Below are 17288 nucleotides of genomic sequence, written 5' to 3'. Positions count from 1 at the left end.
ATGATTTCACATGGGTAAAGTCACAGGTTTTATGGAATTTGACCGACTGGCAGAAGAAAATCTGCCCGTTCAGGATCGCGTCAAGAACTACAAAGAGTTCGTCCTGCATTTGACAGACGACCAGGCCAAACAGCAAGGGGCACGCTGCATGGATTGCGGCATTCCATTTTGCACCACCGGCTGTCCAATCAATAACATCATTCCTGACTGGAATGACCTGGTCTATCATCAGGACTGGCGCAGCGCGATTGACGTGTTGCATTCCACCAACAACTTCCCGGACTTTACTGGCCGTATCTGCCCCGCCCCTTGCGAGGCAGCCTGCACCTTGAACATTAATAACGACGCCGTCGGGATTAAGTCCATCGAGCACGCCATCATCGACAAAGCTTGGGAAAACGGTTGGGTCACACCACAAATCAACCCGAACAAAACTGGCAAAACAGTGGCGATTGTGGGGTCTGGCCCCGCAGGCCTCGCCGCAGCACAACAACTTGCTCGCGCGGGCCATGCCGTGACCGTGTTTGAAAAAAATGACCGTATCGGCGGCTTGCTGCGGTATGGCATTCCTGACTTCAAACTGGATAAAGCAAACATTGACCGCCGGATGGCGCAGATGGAAGCCGAAGGCGTGACCTTCAAGGTGAATCAGCATGTCGGTGAAAACGTCAGCGCGGCCGATCTGGAGCGTGACTTTGATGCCGTCATCCTGGCAGGTGGCGCAGAACAGCCACGTGACCTGCCCGTGACAGGTCGTGAACTCGATGGTGTTCATTTCGCCATGGACTTCCTGACCCCTAACAACAAAATGGTGGCCGGCGACAACGTCCCTAACCAGATTAAAGCCACCGGCAAACATGTGGTGGTTATCGGCGGTGGCGATACCGGTTCTGACTGCGTAGGCACCTCCAACCGCCATGGGGCAGCCAGCATCACCCAGTTCGAGTTGATGCCTCAGCCGCCTGAAAAAGAAGACAAATTTATGGTGTGGCCAAACTGGCCACTCAAAATGCGCACCTCCAGCTCGCATGAAGAAGGCGCGAATCGTGACTGGTCGGTCACAACCAAAGAGCTGATCGGCGAGAACGGCAAGGTGAAAGCCCTTAAAGGTGCACGTGTGGAATGGAAAGATGGCAAAATGTCTGAAATTCCAGGTTCAGAGTTCACCATTCCTGCTGATCTGGTGTTTTTGGCCATGGGCTTTGTCTCACCGGTACAAAAAGTGCTGGATGCATTTGGCGTGGAAAAAGACAACCGCGGCAATGCCAAAGCCACGACCGATGGCGAAGGCTGTTACAAAACCAGCAAGGACAAAGTCTTTGCTGCCGGTGACATCCGTCGCGGCCAGTCTCTGGTAGTCTGGGCGATTCGTGAAGGCCGTCAGTGCGCACGCGAAGTCGATGCGTTCCTGATGGGCAGCTCTACTCTGCCACGCTAGTCCAGGTTGCCGTGAGACGCAAAACGCCGATGGTTTTCATCGGCGTTTTTATTTGTCATATCGCAAAAAAACCGCATTCTTTCAGGTGAAACAACGGCTTGGCCTTTATAATCATGCTTTTAGCTGATGTGCGTACGACCACAGCAGCACAGGCAACCGAAACCAGAGCAAATGACCACTCTTCAAAATGACACTTTTCTGCGCGCCCTGTTGCGCCAGCCTACTGAATATACCCCGGTGTGGATGATGCGCCAGGCAGGCCGCTACCTGCCTGAATACCGCGAAAGCCGCAAAACCGCGGGCAGCTTTATGCAACTGTGCCAGAGCCCGGCCTTTGCCACCGAAGTGACCCTGCAACCGCTGGACCGCTATCCCCAACTGGATGCGGCCATTCTGTTCAGCGACATATTGACCGTCCCTGATGCCATGGGACTGGGCTTGTATTTTGAAGAAGGGGAAGGCCCCAAGTTTGAGCGGACTTTACAAGAAGAGGCAGACATCCTCAAACTGGAAGTGCCTGACATGGCCAAACTGCAATATGTATTTGATGCTGTCAGCAGCATCCGTCAAGCACTGAATGGCCGTGTTCCTTTGATCGGTTTTTCAGGCAGTCCATGGACACTGGCCACCTACATGGTGGAAGGCAAAGGCGGCACCGACTTTTTGAATACCAAAAAAATGGGCTATGCCAGACCCGAATTACTGCACCGCATTCTGGAAATTACGGCGCAAACGGTGACGCAATACCTCAATGCACAGATTGCGGCCGGTGCACAGGCGGTGATGATTTTTGACTCTTGGGGGGGGGCCTTATCGCATCAAGGCTATCAGGAGTTTTCACTGCAATACATGCAGAAAATTGTCGCTGGCCTCACTAAAACCGCAGAAGGCAAACCGGTGCCCAGCATCGTGTTTACCAAAGGCGGCGGGTTGTGGCTGGAGTCACAGGCGGCTATCGGTGCCGATGCCCTCGGATTAGACTGGAGCGTGGATCTCGGCCAGGCACGGGCACGCGTGGGTAACAAGGTTGCCTTGCAAGGCAATATGGACCCGGCGATCCTGTTGAGCTCTCCTGCCGCCATCGAAAAAGAAGTCGCGCAGATTCTGGCCAGCTACGGCCATGGTCACGGCCATGTCTTTAACCTGGGCCATGGCATCACGCAATGGACACCTCCTGAGCATGCGGCCTGCATGCTTGAAACCCTGCGCAAGCTCAGTCCACAGTATCACGTGTAAACGTCGTCACCGCGCGAGCTTATTGCGGCCAGACTGTGCTGTGATGAGCTCACGAGGCCTTGTTTTGGCGAGGCAAAAACGTGAGACTTGCGCGGGACTGAATCGCCACAAGTAGTGATCTCGCACAGTGGCGATCGGCGCGATGCCGGCGAGCATGGGTAAATGGCTGGCGTTACCAGAGTCGCCCGCCACCCAAACGGCCTGCTTCCGCCCTAGCTGGCAAACGTGTTGTGTCAACACACTTTCGGTCAACAACTGGTTTGCCGCTGTTTGCGGGTCAAAATGCTTGGCCTCTATCAGCTCCTTTTCCCAACTGTCGTCCAACACCTCATACTCAGCAGTGCGCCAATCAGCCACCATCCAGGCGGGATGCGATAACCGCAGATAAAACATCAAGTCAAACTGGTATTTATTGAGCAGAATCAATTGATCCTGTTTGCTAACCAAGGGCTGGACCTTGGTTGCCAGCAGGAAAGAAGCTGTTTTTTGCGCGTGCTGAATCACCATACCCATGGCTATCACACAGGTCACGGCCGCCGCCAAAAATGTGACCCACAAACGCTTGGGGAAGCGGTGCTGCCAGGCTTGCCGCATACCCATGGCTGTCAAGACCGCCATTGCCGGCAAAACTGGCATGATGTAGCCCAGTGGTTTGGAAACCGGGATCGAAAAAAATAGTAGGATCAATGCCAGCCAACATACCATCAGCCAGGCCACATCCTGCTGCCGTGAACTCCAGCGCTGGACTTCTCGCTTGCGCAAGCGGGTCAACCACAGAGAAGCGGGTAAGGTCAGCGCCAATAGCACGGGCAGATAAAACCAGAACGGCTGCTGATTGTTAAAGTGCGTGCCGGTGAAGCGCTGCACATGGTGATGAATAAAAAAGTACTCCAGAAAACCCTTAAACTGCGATTCCATGCATAAAAACCAGGGACTGGCCATCAGAAAAAACAATACCAGCGCTGGCCACCATAAGAAATACTTGAGAGACGCAAGACGGCGACTCACCAGCAGCCAGCCACCAACGACCAGCACAGGCAAGACCATGCCAATCAGGCCCTTGGCCAGAACGCCTCCGGCAGCAAACACCATCGCCATACACAGATATTTTCGCTCCAGCTGGCCTTGTTCAATACTCCAGATAAATTCTGCTGCCAGCATGATCGTCATGGCAATCATGCTGGCAACCAACATATCCAGATTGGCAAACTGGGCACTGGCAAAAAAGAATGGCTGCGTCACGAGGGCGACAAAAGCCAGTACCGCAGTTTTTTTGTCCAGATGCCTGGCTGTAAACCAATACAGCGCGATCGCCATCAATAAGGCAGCCAGCAAGGAGGCCAGCCTGCTAGCAAGCAGCGAAGGGCCAAACAGCTTGAAACTGGCCGCCGTGATCCAGTAAAACAAAGGCGGTTTATGAAAATATGGCAAGCCATCCAAATGAGGAATCGCCCAGTTTCCAGAGGTCAACATCTCCCAGGCAATGCCGACATAGCGGCCTTCATCCGGCAGAGTAAGTGGCCGACAAACGGCGGCTATGCCCAACCAAAGCAGGGTGACCGCTAACCACAGGAAGTGACTCAAATGACTGTTTTGTTTTATTTGTACTGGCGACATGCCTATCCGCTTGTGATTGATGAACGACTGAATGGCGAGTCAGGATTCATCACACGCTGATAGGCGCCATGTTAATTCCCGACATCCAGCACTCACCAGCAAGGCGTATGCCAAATAAAATCACATTTACAATCAACCACCTATAATCAAAACCAATTTACTCTGTGCATTTTTTGCAGGGCTATAAATGCGTTTAATCAGCCGGGTGCACTTTTTGCAGTGCGCTTGGGCACCATCAGCCGAAAAAGGAAAATAAAAAAGCCTGCAATCGCAGGCTTTTTTCAGGTAATCCTCTTTCTACTTCAGAGACATGCGCGACATGGTCTCGTCTTTATCTTTCCACTGATGTTTGAGTGCCCCAAGCACATGCACGATAAATGCAGCCAGCATCAGGTTGGCAAATAACTCGTGAGACTCTTTAAACACATCGCGCAAATCGGCATTATCCAGCCCGCCGAACACCTCCAGCCCAAACCACTTCAAGCCGAACTTGCTGTAAAGCGTCATGAGTACGCCGCTCAATGGGATCAAGACCATCAGCAAATACAGTATGTGATGCACGGCTGTCGCCAACTTACGCTCCAGCGCTGAATAGCTGGCCAGCATGGCAGGCGGGGTATGTGTCACACGCCAGTAGACACGGAAAATCACCAGCCAGAGCAAGGTAAAGCCGATGGACTTGTGCAGATTAAAATACAGTGTCCGGGCTGTGGCCGGCTCGTCCATCTGCCAGGTGACGATCCCCAGATCGAACAGATCAAAGGCCGTTTGTTTTGGCCCGTCTTTCGGCAACTCGCCCATGTACCAGCCCAGGGCAAACATGCCAATAATGACCAGTGCGATGAGCCAGTGCAGAATAATCGCCACCTTGGTATAACGCTGGGTTGAACTCATTGAATCTCCTTTGTAGATGAATCTGACCAGCCTGTGACAGCGGTCACTATGACTGCATGCATGAATTGTTTATGATGCATGAATCATTCATGGGTAAGCTGTCATGTTATCAAAAATCAACCGCTTTGGTGTGCGTCTTGTATACGTATTTGTAACGCTGTGTAGCCAGGCCTGGGCCGACGACTTTGAATTTAAACAGGTGGCGGACGGCATCTATGTGCACCATGGCAAGCATCTGGATATTGATGATGGCTATCAGGGCGACATCTGCAACCTCGGCGTCATCATTGGCCAAGAGGCCATTGCCGTGATTGACAGTGGCGGCAGCAAACATACCGGTGACCAATTACTCGCCGCCATTCGCCGCATCAGCCCCTTGCCTATCCGATATGTCATCAATACCCATGTCCATCCAGACCACACCTATGGCAACGCCGCTTTTCAAAATGGCACTACCCACTTTGTCGGTCACGAAAAACTGGCCACCAACATGCTGCTGCGCAAGGAGCAATATGAAAAACTGAATGCGCGCCTACTGGGGGCTGACGGTGCGGCAAGCCCCACCATCCCCCCGGATACCCTTGTGCATGCTGAGCAGACGCTGGACCTGGGGCACCGCATCCTGCAACTACAAGCGCGCAAGGTGGCCCACACCCATACTGACCTCACTATTCTAGACACGCAAACCAATACCCTGTTTGCGGGCGACTTGCTGTTTGCGCAACGGACGCCAGTGGTAGAAGGCGACCTCAAAGGCTTGATCGCCGTGCTGGAGCAAATCAACCAGCAACCATACTCGCTCATCGTCCCCGGCCATGGGTTAGAGAGCAGCGACCAGAAAACCATCATTGGCAACGAGTTACGCTATCTCAACTTGTTATTAAGCGATATCAGAACCAGCATCAAAAAAGGCATCAGCATGGAACAAACCATGGACACTGCAGCCGCCTCTGAGCATGACAACTGGGTATTGTTCGACATCGCCAACCGGCGCAATGTCAATGTGGTTTACCCGCAACTGGAATGGGAATAAGTCAAGCTACAAAAACCGCTTCGCCAGCCTCGCTTGTTGCTTCAAGCCGAGATTCACTAGCCTCGGCGCCAGTCCATTCAACCAGGCAAAAAAGCTTTGCGGTTGACCGATAAACAGCTCTTGTTGGTCTTTGAGCAGCGCCTGGATAATTTTATCCGCAACAAATTGCGGTTCATCAATGGCTTGGCCGGACGCTTGCCACATGGCATTGGTGCGGTCGTCATTCATAGGCGTGGCGATAGCGCGTGGGGCGATATAAGTGACCCCGATGTTGCTATCGATGAGCTCACGCCGCAAGGCCTGGCTAAAGCCATGGATGGCAAATTTGCTGGCGCAGTAGGTGGCAAAATGCGGAAACCCCAGCGAACCAAAAATAGAGCCGACAAATGCCAGATGCCCGCGGCCGCGCTGGCTAAAATAGGTGACAAATTCACGGCTTAATACCAAGGTCGCCGTGACATTGGTATGAATCATGTTGTCAATGTTCACTTCGGCCTGCTTGGCAAACTCGGTGAACTCAATGATGCCAGCATTGTTCATCAGCAAATCGACATGCCCCATCTCGCGCAAAGACTGCGTGAGCACTTGACTGGCCATATTCGGCTGCGCCAGATCGGCAACGATAATGTGCGCCTTGCCACCCTGACTGGTAATTCTTTTTTGCAAGACATGCAGTTTAACCGGATCTCGGCCAACGAGCCCGACGACGGCCCCTCTTGCACTCAACGCAAGCGCAAGCACCGAACCGAGGCCACCGGTCGCACCGGTCAATACCACATGTAAATTACGCAACTCCATGACTGATGGCTCCTAAGCTGCTTGTTGCAGCGTGTGATTGATCGCCGCTTGTGCCGCGACATGTTTAAAGATCTCGCCATACAAGCGGTAAAACCGTTTGGCCGCATGAATGATCGCTTGCTGGTCTTCTGCTTTGGTCACTTGATTCATGAGACTTTCGTAGAAAGTGACATGGCTAATATCCAGCGACCCATGCGAAAACAGATAGCTAAAAGCTTTTTTGGGCAACTGCAGTGCCTGCATGATTTTTTCGCCGGCCTGGGTGGCCACCGCTGTGCTCGTGCCTTCAAGCACTAACACCATGCCAAAAAAGCCCAGTGGATTCACGCGGTGTATCATGTCGTAGGCATAAGCCACCATCACCTCGGTTGCATGGCAAGCGGCATCTTGCTCGGTTGCACTGTGACGCACAGACTCCTTGTCGCCACCGCAGGCTTCAATATCATTCAGCACCCATTCCTGATGCCCCATTTCTTCTTCGATATATTCACCAATCGCGGTCCGCAACCATTCATACTCACCGCTCAACCGGCCGCCGCAGGCCATCAGTAACGGCGTGGTGTGCTTAACATGATGATAGGCTTGCGTCAGAAAAGCACGATAGGTTTCCAGGGTGATGTTGCCCTGTGCGCCTTGTTGAATCAAGGGCAAAGTCATTAAGGTGTTGCGCTCCTGCTCAGTGGCGCTCAATAATTGCTGATAAAAACTCATGCGGAAATTCCTTCATAAAGGGCGTTGATTTCTGCGGCATACGCGGCAGCAATCACATCGCGTTTTAAACGGCCATTGGCCGTCAGTTGTCCGTTTTGTGGGGTAAAGGGCTGCTTGGCATATATCACATCGCCCACTTGCGCATAATCAGGCAAGCCCTGATTCGCCCGTGCAATGCCTTGCGCCACTTGCGCCTGACTTGCCTGTGGTGCAAGCACCACCACCGCCACGTTATACGGCCTCGCTTCTCCAAACACACAGGCCTGTAACAATCCGGCCTGCTGAATCAATGTCGTTTCGACCCACTCTGGCGACACGTTGCGCCCGAATGAAGTAATAAACAGATTTTTTTTGCGGCCAGACAGGATCCAGTGACCTTCGGCATCCTGGTAGGCCAAATCGCCGGTCGGCAAGTAACCGTCCACATCAAGCGCTGGTTCAGTGATCGTCCCATCTGCCGCCATATACCCAGCGTAAATGGCTCCTTTGACCCACAACTCGCCGTGGCTATCCACGCGCAATTGCACGTGCGGCAAGGGCTGACCAATACTGCCTGGCTGATTGGCCAGTGGGGTATTCAGTGTGACCACCGAGGCACATTCGGACAAGCCATAGCCTTCGTATACCGGCAACCCCAGTGCATGTGCCTGTAACAGCAGCTCTGGCGCCACCTTGGCGCCCCCCACTGCGACAAAGCGCAACTGAGCCAGGGCCAGCTGACCGGCTTGCAGGCAAGCCACCAGCGCACGCAACAACTCTGGAATCAAAATGGCCGTGGTAGCCTGGCTGGCTTGCAGGCCACGGTAGAGCTTGAAGATATCAAACTGGCTACCGCTAAAGCCAACGGCCTCGCAGCTGTAGACCACGACGGTGGTGCCAGAGATCAGGCTGGCATAAACGCCGGCGACATTTTCCAACAAGGTGGCAAGTGGCAACACGCAAAAATGGCAGTCATCGTGGCCCGGTTTGACCAGTGCCCGAATCGAACTGGCAACTTCCCACATGTGGTCTTCGCTCAGGCAAACGCCTTTGGGCGCGCCGGTCGTGCCAGAGGTATAAGTAATTTTGGCCACAGGCGCCGCCCTATCATGCGCCTGCACGCGAAGCACCGTGACCATCTTGTCGGCCACCTGCCATTCAGCAACTAGCGCAGCCTCGGGGAACAGGCCTAGCCAGACTGCGGGCGTATCAGTCAACACCAGGCTGACGCCCGCATCCAGAATGGCATGCTGCTTTTGCGTTGCAGAGAAAAAGGCGGGCACCGGTACATTGGTCCAGGCCGCCGCCAGTATCGCCAGATCCAGCACGATCCAGGCCGGGCTATTATCAAGCGCCAAGGCGACACTGGCTTGCGGTGTCAACGTCATCAACGCCGAAGACACGCGCGTGATTTCTTTGGCAAGGGCAGCATAGCTCAGTTGCGTCTGTGCGCCCTGTAAGGCAATCTGCTCGGGAACTTGAGCCGCCTGCGCTTGAATTTCGTTGAGTATCATGATCGGGGCTTATAAAGGATCAGCCACACCGCGAATCGCCACAATTTGCGGGATATGTTTGTAGTAGCTGCCCCATTTTGCACGTTCTTGCGCGTCCAGACGATCAGGATTCGCCGCCGCTAATGGATATAAGTCTCGCCCACCCTTGATCAGGCCATTTTGCAAACTGTGATGTGCGGTCGCAACGCCCCATGGTAAATTCATACTCAGGCTATGTTGAATCACATGCGCAATCAGCACGCCGGCATTACGCGGATTGGCCACCGCCAGGTTACCAAAATAGGTGATTTCCTCACGTGCAATGTCGCGGCCAAGCTGGCGCGACATCAACTGCTCAATCGGCTCATCAATATACTGCTCGAGAAACAGACGGCCATGGGCGGCATGATGCAAACCAAAGGCGGCCATCAGCACACCACTGGCATCCCGCAAGGCCACTAATTGCGGCATAAACTGGCTGACTTCTGCACCATAAATCTGTTTAAACACCGCAGCAATAAAGGCCTCCACCTCCTGACGGCAGGGGCCCCCTGCTCGACCAGGTGTCCGGTAATTTCATTGACCTGATAACGCTTGGCCTGGGCAAAGTCTCTCAGCTCATAGGCAGAGGCCGCGTGATAAAATGCTGTGTTTGGTTCTGAATGTAACATGTCAACCGTCTCGCAAAGAATGCTCTTGGGCTTTCATTTGCAATCCTTATGCCAGATCAATTTATACTTATAAATCATCATCTTAATCAAAAGCCACCCCACAAACCCCTGCATATTTTGCAGCCTTTTAAAGGCTGTGTATTCAGCTTCTGCACATTTTGCAGAGGCTGATCGTCTATGAGCTGGCGCAGCCCTGTCAAGGATACAGTGTTTTCCCAATGCAAATCAGTCGTTTATCTTAGTATTAACGACGTGTACGGGAATGTGGCACACGGTTTGCATTTGATGTCCACGTTTTTGAAAACAAGAGACGCACGTCCAGCCCATCGTGCGAAGATGGATAAAAACAGGCATACACACTAAGCGATGAATACTCAAACAATAACGCAACCCTGGTTACCTGAACCGACCTTGGCCATGCTGTGGAAAGCGTGGCTGCTCTCCGCCATGGTGATTGTCTGGCTGGCCAATGGCACAAGCATAGATCTCTATCTGGCCGACCAGCACTTTGACTTTGCTCAACAGGCCTTTAGCCAAAAGCATGCTTTTTTTTACGAAACCATCATGCATGAATATGCCAAGCATCTGCTGACCTTGCTCTGGCTCACCCTGTTGTTGATCAGCAGTGTGCCTGAACGCTGGGTCGGCAAGCGGCTGACAGCCTCCATGCGCTATAAATTACGCTGGATTCTTTTTTTGGCCTTGCTCAATGCGCTGCTGGTCTCTGGCCTCAAACAACAAATGCCGCATGCTTGCCCCTGGGATGTCGTGCGTTATGGCGGCGAGCTACAGTGGGCGCCTACATTCAGCAGCCATGCCGGGATTGAAGAGGGACACTGCTTTCCAGCCGGACATACCACCAGTGGCGTCTGGCTGTCGGCGCTCTGTTTGTTGTGGCTGCCGCACGCCCCGCGTAAAGCTCTGCTGGTGGCGCTGTCTGGCCTGGCCGTCGGCTTAATGCTGGGTTGGGCGCAACAAGTCAGAGGTGCCCACTTTTTATCGCATACCCTGACATCGCTTTGGCTAATGTGCAGTTGGCTATTGCTGGTCCTTACTTATACCAAGAGTCGTATTGAATGAAACTATTTGCAAACCTCAAGCGTGCTTTGTACGTACTGTTTACCCCCCAAATCTGCCTGATTTGGGCCGTCAGCCTGTGGTTGATGCTGACCAGCAACCATGCGCTGTTTAGCCACATCCTGAATCTCTACCCCTGGAATGCAGAAAATGCGGGCTTTATTATCAGCTTGAGCCTGTTTTTCACGTTTAGCATTACCTGGTGGCTCATGCTGTTGAGCCATGGCAAATCTGCTCGCTGGGTGTTGGCGGTGATTGTGTTGTCTGCCGCCTGGGCCGCGTTTTATATGGATGAATTCGGCGTGATTATTGACCATGTCATGCTGGACAACGCCGTCAAAACAGATGCACGTGAAGTCATGGGACTGTTATCGTGGGGCTTTTTCATCAAAATGCTGTTGCTGGGTGTGATACCGGCACTGGTATTGATCAAAGCCGTGCCTGCCCGTTTTTTTGTGCGGGATGCGCTTAGCATTCGCCTCAAACAGATCGGCCTGTTGATGTTGGGCATGGTCCTGGTAGTGATCCCCTGTAGTGCAGATTACGCGACCTTTATCCGCGAACACAAACTGGTACGCATGTATGCCAACCCCACCTTTTTTCATTACTCGCTGGTGAAGTGGGCCTCGAAAAAAGTGTTTACCCGCAGTATTACCGGCTTGCAGAAAACCGCGGTAGATGCGGTCAATGTAGGGGAGCCGCGTCACCATGAACTGATTATTATGGTGGTCGGTGAAACCGCCAGGTTCGATCGCTTTTCATTGAACGGCTACCATAGGCTGACCAACCCCAGGCTGAGCAAGGAAACCGTACTGAGCTTTAAGCAAGTGACGTCTTGCGGTACGTCCACCGCAGTTTCCGTACCGTGTATGTTTTCTTTGCTGACGCGCAAGCAATATGACGAGGAGAAAGCCTTGCATATGGAAAATGCACTGGACGTCCTGCAAGCGCATGGCGTAAGCGTACTTTGGCGTGACAATAACTCGGATTCAAAAGGGGTGGCGCTGCGCGTACCGTATGAGGATTTCAAATCACCAATACACAACCCGGTCTGCAGTGATAACGAGTGCCGTGACATTGGCATGCTGAGCGGCCTGGACAAATTTGTCGCAAAAAACAAAGACAAGGATATTCTGATCGTGCTGCATCAGATGGGTAATCACGGGCCGGAGTATTACCGTCGCTATCCCGATGAATTCAAACGGTTTACGCCCGTGTGTAAAACCGGTCGCCTGTCGGAATGTACACAAGAAGAAATTGACAACTCTTACGACAATGCCATTTTATACACCGATTATTTCTTATCTGAAGTGATTCAGTTTCTGAAAAAATATGACGACCAGCGTGAAACAGCAATGCTCTATGTCTCTGACCATGGTGAGTCATTAGGCGAACACGGGATTTACCTGCATGCGGCGCCCTACATGATTGCGCCGCAGCAGCAAACACATGTGCCGGCTATTTTGTGGCTGGGGCAGCACTTTGACTATCAGCTGTCGCAAGTGACCCCTTATGAAAACTATCCGCTCAGCCACGACGATGTGTTCTGCACACTGCTCACCGCCTACGAGCTGAAATCAGAAGTGTGTCATGCCGAATTTAGCTGGTTGGCACAAAACCGTGAATTGATCGAGGAGCAAAGAAAGCACCTGATCCCACAACCGGGGCAGGCTGCCATCCCGGCAAACTAATTCGTATCACACCTGATCGTGGGCGCATCCGCGCTCACTTTGCCGGAGGACAGCCACAACACGGGTTTGACACGCTCATCCACATGGCAGGCATCAATGTAGCCGACGGCGCCATCGGTTTCAGCCACGTAACGAATCATCGCTTCTTCGGATTGCACCGTGTATGGCGGCTGCACCCCGTGGAAGTAGAGCCCGTTCCAGTAGTTGATTTGTGAGCGCGGCGTACTATGCAATACCCATTGTGAAAACTTGAGCCGCAGTGGGTGCTCACTGTGCAGATTGACAGGATGCAGCGCCTGCCCATGCTCGGCATACAGTTTCTTGCGCCAGAAAATCAGGCCCAGCTCATCGGCATGGATGCTGGGGGCCAGCCCCGCTTGTGCAGGCACAATCACGGCAATAGGCCGGTTGTCGTCTGCCGCCTGTACGCTTGCCGCCATGAGCATCAGCATGCTCAGCAGACTGACGAGTCTACGCAGGCGATGATGTCTTTGCTGTAACAACATTAAAACATCACCGCAAAAGAGGTTACAAACCCGCGCGGCACATCGCTGTACTCCCCGCTGCCCCCAATAAACTCAAACTTGAGCAACTGGTTGGGTTTGACGCGCTTGGTCATGCCTAATACCCAGCGGTCTGCATTTTTGCTTTCCACTTCATGCAGCGTTTCCAGGCGGGTGATCCAGTACCACTCCTGACCTAGCGCATAGGCACTCTGCACGTAGCCGCCGCTGCCACCGTCATCGCCCGCCGTGGTTCTGCGCTCATACACTTCACCGCTAAACTCCCAGCGGTTGAGTTCAAGCAAAAAATCCAGGCCAAAGACATGATACGTGGGTGAGCCAGCATAGTTTTTCTGATAGCTCATCACATTGAGGCCCAAGGTATTTAAACCAGCATTGGCGCCGGTCAGGCCTAAAATGTTGTTGAAGGCGACGCGGGCTCCCATGACGTCGCGAAAGATGATTTCGTCGCCATCCTGATGCTGATCCTTGAGGGCTTCTGCATATACCTGATACTCAAGATCTACTTGCTTGACCGGCAAACTGCCAAACAACATGGCACCGTTGATGCCATAAGGGAACATGCGACGTGTGACCAAGGGCCGGCTGGCGGTCCATACCAGCGGCGGCGCATGCAGTTGGTTCCAGCGTCCGGCAGGGGTTAGAAAACGTCCCAGCCTGACATTGGCTTTGTCATTCAGGTTGTAATCAAAATAAAAACGCTCGAGGTCAACGTAGCTTTTTTTGGTATTGACGCCCTGATGATGGTCGTAAGACAGCGGGTCTTCCAGCTCCAGCTCGCTAAAAAATTTGACACGCCCCCCCTGGTCCCAAGTGGTGATCATGCTGATCTGATTCAGCGTAAACTGGGTGGATTGCGTGCGAGGGACGCGAATGTCAGCACTGGTGTAGCCCCCCACATGAAACGCATTCCAGAATGCATCCAGGTCTTCGGCGGCCACCGGCTTGCATAGCATACTCAGGCTGATTACACTGAGCATGACTCGAATACTGAGCACAACCCGACTGAAGCTGTTTAACATATCTGACCCATGATGATCGTCCCGGCTAAAACCATTTGATGCGTATTTTCTCACATCTGCCGCGCTTGCAAACGCCACTCACCATCCGCAAAATGCTTTTAATTGTATTTTTGCTGGCGGGCCTGTTGCCGGCACTCATGGTTAGCCTGATCAGTTTTTACCAGGCAAGGCAGGCGCTACGCGTAGAAATCAAGCACGACCTTCAAACCACCGGTAAAGCGGTTGCCGAGCACGTCGACCGGGTGTTGAACGAGCGTGTACAGAACGTCCGCAGCTGGAGCCAGCTTGGCATCATGCAAGACTTGCTGATAGAAGACATTGATAAACGCTTGTCGATGTTTTTGGCCGAGACGCGTAAAAGCTACGCCGAGCAATACCTCAGCCTGGATGTCATTAACCTCAAAGGGCATGTCGCAGCCTCCAGCGAACCCGCGCATATCGGCCAGCACCTGGCAATTCCGCCTGAGTGGATGCGGTTCCAGGATGATGATCAGGTAATCACGCTTTACCGGCTGGATCATCAGCAGCTCATGATTTCGGCCCCCATCCTGTCGCAGAATACCCTGCAACCGCTTGGCACCCTGGTCGTCACCTTTAACTGGCGCGTGATTGAAAATCTGCTCGACCATGCAGCCCAACACAGCACCGAGCTGGCCTTGTTTGATCAAAAATTAAACCTGTTGGCTCAATCCAGCCACTGGTCCGATCAACAGCATAGCCTGCATGCTCAGGCACCGCTGATCAGCCGCCTGCCGTTACAGGGCTGGCAGGTACATCTGAATAAAGATCACGATGAAGCCGTCGCGCCTGTGCATAGGCTGGGCATGATTTTTATTGTGGTGCTGGGGGTGACGCTGGTCTGCTCCATCCTGCTGGTGCGCCCGATCGCGCAAAACATCAGCCGACCACTGGAAGCTTTGACCCGTTATGTACAACGCTTTCGCCAACTCGACGCCATTGCCCCGGTCTCCAGCGGGCCGGTCGAGGTGCAGTCCTTGCACCAGGCGTTTACCGACATGGTGGCAGAGCTCGCCGCCTCGGAGCAGCAACTGACACGCGCGGCCAAGCTGGCGGTGGTCGGTGAAATGGCAGCGGCCATGAGCCATGAAGTCCGCACCCCCTTGGGTATCATGCGTTCGTCCGCAGATGTCTTGTTACGCGAACCGAATCTTTCAGAAGATGGCCGAGAAGTGCTGGGCTTCATTATTTCTGAAACCGAGCGCCTGAACAAACTGGTCAGCACGCTGATAGACTCTGCCCGTCCGCGTGCGCCCAGTAAAATCCCGCTCGACCTGCAAGCACATTTGCAGCATGTGATCGCCCTGCTGCAGGCGCAGGCACAATCCAAACAATTGACCTTGTCGCTCTCTGCCTCAGCGGCCGTGGTGGTGGAGGCGGACCAGGACCAGATGACGCAGGTCCTGCTCAACCTGCTGATGAACGCCATCCAGATTTTGCCCAAGGGGGGCCACATCGCCCTCAGCTTGTGGTCAGATGCGACACATGCCCATATTTCGGTGGCAGATGATGGGCCAGGGGTGCCCCCTGCACAACAAGCCCATCTGTTTGAAGCCTTTTTTACGCAACGCGCGGGCGGCGTCGGGCTGGGCCTGGCGGTGGTCAAACAAATCATGGAGACCCACGGTGGTACAATCCAATACTCAACCAGCCCCTGGCATGGGGCGCAGTTTAACCTGACCTTGCCACTCGCAAACCCTTGATTATGTCCAGTCCACAACACACCATTTTAGCCGTTGACGATGAACCCCATATGCGCAGGCTGCTCGAAATCAGCTTGCGGCAAGCCGGCTACAAAGCGCTTTCGGCAGGCAACGGCCGCGAAGCGCTCGAGCTTGTCCAGCAACAGCAGATTGACTTGGTCGTGAGCGACCTGCATATGCCGGGCATGAGCGGCTTGCAGTTGCTTGAGGCCTTGCGCAAGCAATTTGAGCGCCTGCCATTCATCATGGTCACCGCCCAGGGCGAAATCAAAACCGCCGTCGAAGCCATGAAGCTGGGCGCCAGTGATTATATTTTGCGTCCGTTTGAGCTTGAAACATTGGAAATCGCGATTCAGAAGGCACTGGCAATCAACCGGATTCAACTGGAAAACTCGTTTTTCAAGGAGAGCAGACAACCCACGGTCACCGGCCTCATCGGCGATAGCGCGCCCATGCAGTCGCTGAAACAAATGATCCAGCAAGTGGCGCCGGAAAGGGCCACCGTGTTTATTGTCGGTGAAACCGGCACCGGCAAAGAGCTGGTCGCTAAAGCCCTGCATGATGCTTCGCCCAGAAAAACCGAATTATTTGTTGCAGTGAACTGCGCAGCGATCCCGGCAGACATTCTTGAGTCAGAATTATTTGGTCATGAAAAAGGCGCATTTACCGGGGCGGTAAAAGAGCGCGTTGGCAAGTTTGAGCTGGCCAATGGCGGCACGCTGTTTCTGGATGAAATCACCGAAATGCCGATTCAACTGCAGTCGAAACTGCTGCGCGTATTGCAGGAGAATGTGGTGGAAAAACTGGGCGGCAACCGCCAAATCGCGCTTGATGTGCGCGTGGTGGCGGCGACCAACCGCGACCCCATGCAAGCCGTCAAAGAAGGCAAACTGCGCGAGGATTTGTATTACCGGCTCAACGTGATTCAACTGCAAGTGCCGCCATTGCGCGAGCGGGGGGAAGATGTCGGCTTGCTGGCAGCGTATTTTCTGGCTAAACGCCACGGCCAACTCAGCGAAAGCGCACGCCTGTGTTTGCATCAATATCGCTGGCCGGGCAATGTCCGTGAGCTGGAAAATATTCTGGAGCGCGCCGCGATTCTGGCAGGCAGCCAAACCATCCAGCCCCAGCACTTACCGGCGGACATTGCGCAATCGCCCGGGCTTGGCCCGGCTTCGTCCACCGCCAATCTAGACACGTCCGCGACACCGGTAGAAAATGACCTCTCGATTCCGCGTGCCACGGAAGCCATTGAACGCCGCTTAATTCTCAAGGCACTTGAAGCCTGCCAGGGCAACAAAACCAAAGCCGCCAAGCAGTTAGAGATTAGCGAGCGCTCACTGTGGAACAAACTGAACCAGTACGGCCTGCGTTAATCGGCCA

General features: G+C 53.5%; 15 protein-coding genes. 7 read left to right on the top strand and 8 right to left on the bottom strand.

What is annotated here, in order from left to right:
• The first annotated feature begins 10 nt into the window (after positions 1 to 10).
• Positions 11 to 1438 (top strand): glutamate synthase subunit beta, encoded by a 1428-nt coding sequence (locus ACFQ1T_RS00255; protein WP_338656177.1) that lies wholly within the window; start codon positions 11 to 13, stop codon positions 1436 to 1438.
• Positions 1439 to 1609: 171 nt separating this feature from the next.
• Positions 1610 to 2674 (top strand): uroporphyrinogen decarboxylase, encoded by a 1065-nt coding sequence (hemE, locus tag ACFQ1T_RS00250; protein ID WP_379073361.1) that lies wholly within the window; start codon positions 1610 to 1612, stop codon positions 2672 to 2674.
• A gap of 6 nt (positions 2675 to 2680) precedes the next feature.
• On the opposite strand, the gene ACFQ1T_RS00245 is transcribed toward hemE, so the two are convergent.
• Together ACFQ1T_RS00245 and ACFQ1T_RS00240 are read right to left on the bottom strand one after the other, a co-directional pair.
• Positions 2681 to 4291, bottom strand: a complete 1611-nt coding sequence (locus tag ACFQ1T_RS00245) for an ArnT family glycosyltransferase (RefSeq protein WP_379073360.1) — start codon at positions 4289 to 4291, stop codon at positions 2681 to 2683.
• A gap of 297 nt (positions 4292 to 4588) precedes the next feature.
• Positions 4589 to 5185: a cytochrome b gene (locus ACFQ1T_RS00240; protein ID WP_379073359.1), complete on the bottom strand. Its 597-nt coding sequence runs from the start codon at positions 5183 to 5185 to the stop codon at positions 4589 to 4591.
• 103 nt (positions 5186 to 5288) lie between these two features.
• On the opposite strand from ACFQ1T_RS00240, the gene ACFQ1T_RS00235 reads away from it, so the two are divergent.
• Entirely contained in the window at positions 5289 to 6218 is a 930-nt protein-coding gene (locus tag ACFQ1T_RS00235) for a quinoprotein relay system zinc metallohydrolase 2 (RefSeq protein WP_379073358.1), read from the top strand.
• Between the two features lie 6 nt (positions 6219 to 6224).
• Here ACFQ1T_RS00235 and ACFQ1T_RS00230 read toward each other — a convergent pair whose 3' ends face one another.
• From ACFQ1T_RS00230 to ACFQ1T_RS00215, 4 genes are read right to left on the bottom strand one after another with little or no spacing between them, the layout of a single operon-like run.
• On the bottom strand, positions 6225 to 7016 hold the full coding sequence (locus ACFQ1T_RS00230) for an SDR family oxidoreductase (protein ID WP_379073357.1): 792 nt from the start codon (positions 7014 to 7016) through the stop codon (positions 6225 to 6227).
• 12 nt (positions 7017 to 7028) lie between these two features.
• Entirely contained in the window at positions 7029 to 7727 is a 699-nt protein-coding gene (locus ACFQ1T_RS00225; RefSeq protein ID WP_379073356.1) for a TenA family transcriptional regulator, read from the bottom strand.
• Positions 7724 to 9220, bottom strand: a complete 1497-nt coding sequence (locus ACFQ1T_RS00220; RefSeq protein ID WP_379073355.1) for an AMP-binding protein — start codon at positions 9218 to 9220, stop codon at positions 7724 to 7726. The genes ACFQ1T_RS00225 and ACFQ1T_RS00220 overlap by 4 nt, the downstream gene beginning before the upstream one ends.
• Before the next feature lie 9 nt (positions 9221 to 9229).
• Entirely contained in the window at positions 9230 to 9730 is a 501-nt protein-coding gene (locus ACFQ1T_RS00215) for a thermostable hemolysin (RefSeq protein WP_379073354.1), read from the bottom strand.
• Between the two features lie 506 nt (positions 9731 to 10236).
• Between ACFQ1T_RS00215 and ACFQ1T_RS00210 the strand changes: the two genes are divergently transcribed.
• Both ACFQ1T_RS00210 and ACFQ1T_RS00205 read left to right on the top strand, forming a co-directional pair.
• Positions 10237 to 10950 (top strand): phosphatase PAP2 family protein, encoded by a 714-nt coding sequence (locus ACFQ1T_RS00210; protein ID WP_379073353.1) that lies wholly within the window; start codon positions 10237 to 10239, stop codon positions 10948 to 10950.
• Complete coding sequence (locus ACFQ1T_RS00205; protein WP_379073352.1) at positions 10947 to 12638, top strand: phosphoethanolamine transferase; 1692 nt, start codon at positions 10947 to 10949, stop codon at positions 12636 to 12638. The genes ACFQ1T_RS00210 and ACFQ1T_RS00205 overlap by 4 nt, the downstream gene beginning before the upstream one ends.
• Here ACFQ1T_RS00205 and ACFQ1T_RS00200 read toward each other — a convergent pair.
• Together ACFQ1T_RS00200 and ACFQ1T_RS00195 are read right to left on the bottom strand one after the other, a co-directional pair.
• Complete coding sequence (locus tag ACFQ1T_RS00200) at positions 12635 to 13144, bottom strand: hypothetical protein (protein WP_228518958.1); 510 nt, start codon at positions 13142 to 13144, stop codon at positions 12635 to 12637. The two genes, ACFQ1T_RS00205 and ACFQ1T_RS00200, sit on opposite strands and share 4 nt — an antisense overlap.
• Entirely contained in the window at positions 13144 to 14184 is a 1041-nt protein-coding gene (locus ACFQ1T_RS00195) for a hypothetical protein (protein ID WP_194749744.1), read from the bottom strand. Before ACFQ1T_RS00195 ends, ACFQ1T_RS00200 begins: the two co-directional genes overlap by 1 nt.
• A 38-nt stretch (positions 14185 to 14222) precedes the next feature.
• Between ACFQ1T_RS00195 and ACFQ1T_RS00190 the strand changes: the two genes are divergently transcribed.
• Both ACFQ1T_RS00190 and ACFQ1T_RS00185 read left to right on the top strand, forming a co-directional pair.
• Entirely contained in the window at positions 14223 to 15905 is a 1683-nt protein-coding gene (locus tag ACFQ1T_RS00190) for a sensor histidine kinase (RefSeq protein WP_379073351.1), read from the top strand.
• Positions 15906 to 15907: 2 nt separating this feature from the next.
• On the top strand, positions 15908 to 17281 hold the full coding sequence (locus ACFQ1T_RS00185) for a sigma-54-dependent transcriptional regulator (RefSeq protein ID WP_379073350.1): 1374 nt from the start codon (positions 15908 to 15910) through the stop codon (positions 17279 to 17281).
• The last annotated feature ends 7 nt before the right edge of the window (positions 17282 to 17288 follow it).

The organism is Methylophilus glucosoxydans (assembly GCF_042676145.1).
GTDB classification, from domain to species: Bacteria; Pseudomonadota; Gammaproteobacteria; order Burkholderiales; family Methylophilaceae; genus Methylophilus; species Methylophilus glucosoxydans.
Note: the sequence above shows the minus strand (reverse complement) of the source record. Positions and strands in the feature narration are given on the sequence as shown.